We start from the raw sequence: 1,845 nt of genomic DNA, 5'->3' as shown, positions 1-1,845 counted from the left end.
GATCCTCGTGGCGCGGCCTCTGGTCACGCGGCGCTTGCTGTCGCGGCTTCAAGGCACCGCGCGGTTTGATGCCGTCGGCCTGTTTCAATTTGGGTTTCGCCTCGGACATACGCTCCGACAACGACCTCAAAATCAAAAGGTTTCACGACGACAGCCGATATCAATGCGCAGTGCCGTAGCCGGCTCCAAAAACCTTTTCGCCGCCGATCCAGACGCCCTTCGGGTCGAGATCGTCCGACAGCGCGACAATATCCGCAGCCGTGCCGTTGGCGAATCGGCCAAGCCGGTGCGACTGGCCGATTGCTTGCGCCGGATAGAGCGAAGCCATGCGCAAGGCCTCGGAAAGCTCGACCCCGATGACGCGGTGGGTGAAACGAATGGCCGAGATCATGTCGAGATCGGCGCCCGCCAGCGTTCCGTCGCCGAGCCGCAGGCTGCCATGCCTGCGATAGATGGTACGGCCGTTGAGCGTGAACGACGTCATGTCGGTGCCGATTGTCGCCATGGCGTCGGTGACCAGAACGATCCTGGCCGGCCCCTGCTTGGCGCGCAGTGCGATCTTGATGGTGGCCGGATCGACATGGATGCCGTCGGCGATGAGACCGGCCGACAAGGTGCCGATGTCGATGGCGGCGCCAGCCAGGCCAGGCTCGCGATTGCCGATCTGGCTCATCGCATTGAACAGGTGGGTAACCATCGAGGCGCCCGCCGCGGCAAAGGCGCTGGCGGTGGCGTAGCCGGTGTCGGAATGGCCAAGGCTGACGATGACGCCGGCCTTAGTCAGCGCCGCGACGCGAGCCGGCTCGACGGATTCGGGCGCGATGGTGGTCAGCAGCACCGGCAGCTTTTGCCGAGCCGCGATCAGCATCGCCTGGTCGGCATCCGTCATCGGCCGGATCAGCGCCGGATCATGCGCGCCCTTGCGGGCGACCGACAAATGCGGGCCTTCGAGATGCAGCCCGAGAAACCCAGGCACCTTCTGGCGCGCCGCCGCCTCGCCGGCGGCGACAGCGGCGGCCGTGATTGCAGGCGTGTCGGTGATCAGCGTCGGCAGCAGCGCCGTCGTGCCGAAGGGCGCGTGCGCTCGGCAGATGGTCTCGATGGAAGCGACATCGGGATGGTCGTTGAGCATGACGCCGCCGCCGCCATTGACCTGCAGGTCCACGAAACCCGGCACCAGCAGGCCGTCACCGGCGTCGACGAGGGCGATGTCCGAGGGGACGGCGCCCGTGGGCAAAATGGCCTCGACGAGACCGTCGCGCACGACCAGCGCGTGGCCTTCATGCCAATCGTCGCCGTCGAAAATCCGGGCGCCAGTCAGGGCAAAGCGATTGCTCATACGGTCTCCGTCACCTTGCGAAGATTGCGCGGCGTGTCCGGGTCGAGACCGCGATGGCGGGCAAACGCCTCGACGAACATGTAGAAGGAGACGATCAGCGTCAGCGGATCGGTCAGTGGATGGCCTGTGGCGACATGCGGCAGGCGCACGGCGCGTTGGGCAAGTGCCGAGGTGACGAACACCGGCGCGCCCTTGGCCGCCAGGCTGTCGGCGGCCTCGGCAATCGACGGTTCGGACGCGTCGCGCGCGGCCAGCGCCAGCACCGGAAAATCGGGGCCGACCAGCGCCAGCGGGCCGTGCATGACCTCGGCGGCGCTGTAGGCTTCCGCATGCATGCCGCAGGTCTCCTTGAATTTCAGCGCAGCCTCATTGGCCATCGCCGCCGACGGTCCGCGGCCGAGGATGAACAACGACTTCTGCTTCTCGATCGTCTCAGAGAGCACGCTCATCCAGTCGCAGGCGATCGCCTTGCCGAAATGCTCCGGCAGGCGGGCAAGCGCCGCCAG

General features: G+C 66.6%; 2 protein-coding genes. Both read right to left on the bottom strand.

Going from position 1 to position 1,845, the window contains the following annotated elements; translation table 11 throughout:
- Window positions 1-160 precede the first annotated feature (160 nt).
- Window positions 161-1,339, bottom strand: coding sequence for an N-acetylglucosamine-6-phosphate deacetylase (gene nagA, locus EN925_RS34330; protein ID WP_013528579.1), 1,179 nt, complete (start codon window positions 1,337-1,339; stop codon window positions 161-163).
- A partial coding sequence (locus EN925_RS34325; protein ID WP_128337291.1) for an SIS domain-containing protein occupies window positions 1,336-1,845 on the bottom strand: 510 nt, incomplete at its 5' end. The genes EN925_RS34325 and nagA, both read right to left, overlap by 4 nt.

Origin of the sequence: Mesorhizobium sp. M7A.F.Ca.US.006.04.2.1 (genome assembly GCF_004022915.1) — a bacterium.
Lineage (GTDB): Bacteria > Pseudomonadota > Alphaproteobacteria > Rhizobiales > Rhizobiaceae > Mesorhizobium > Mesorhizobium ciceri.
Note: the sequence above shows the minus strand (reverse complement) of the source record. Positions and strands in the feature narration are given on the sequence as shown.

Bases quoted from the DNA above. Each gene is read 5' to 3' on its own strand.
- nagA (WP_013528579.1), bottom strand. From the start codon at position 1,339: ATGAGCAATCGCTTTGCCCTGACTGGCGCCCGGATTTTCGACGGCGAC.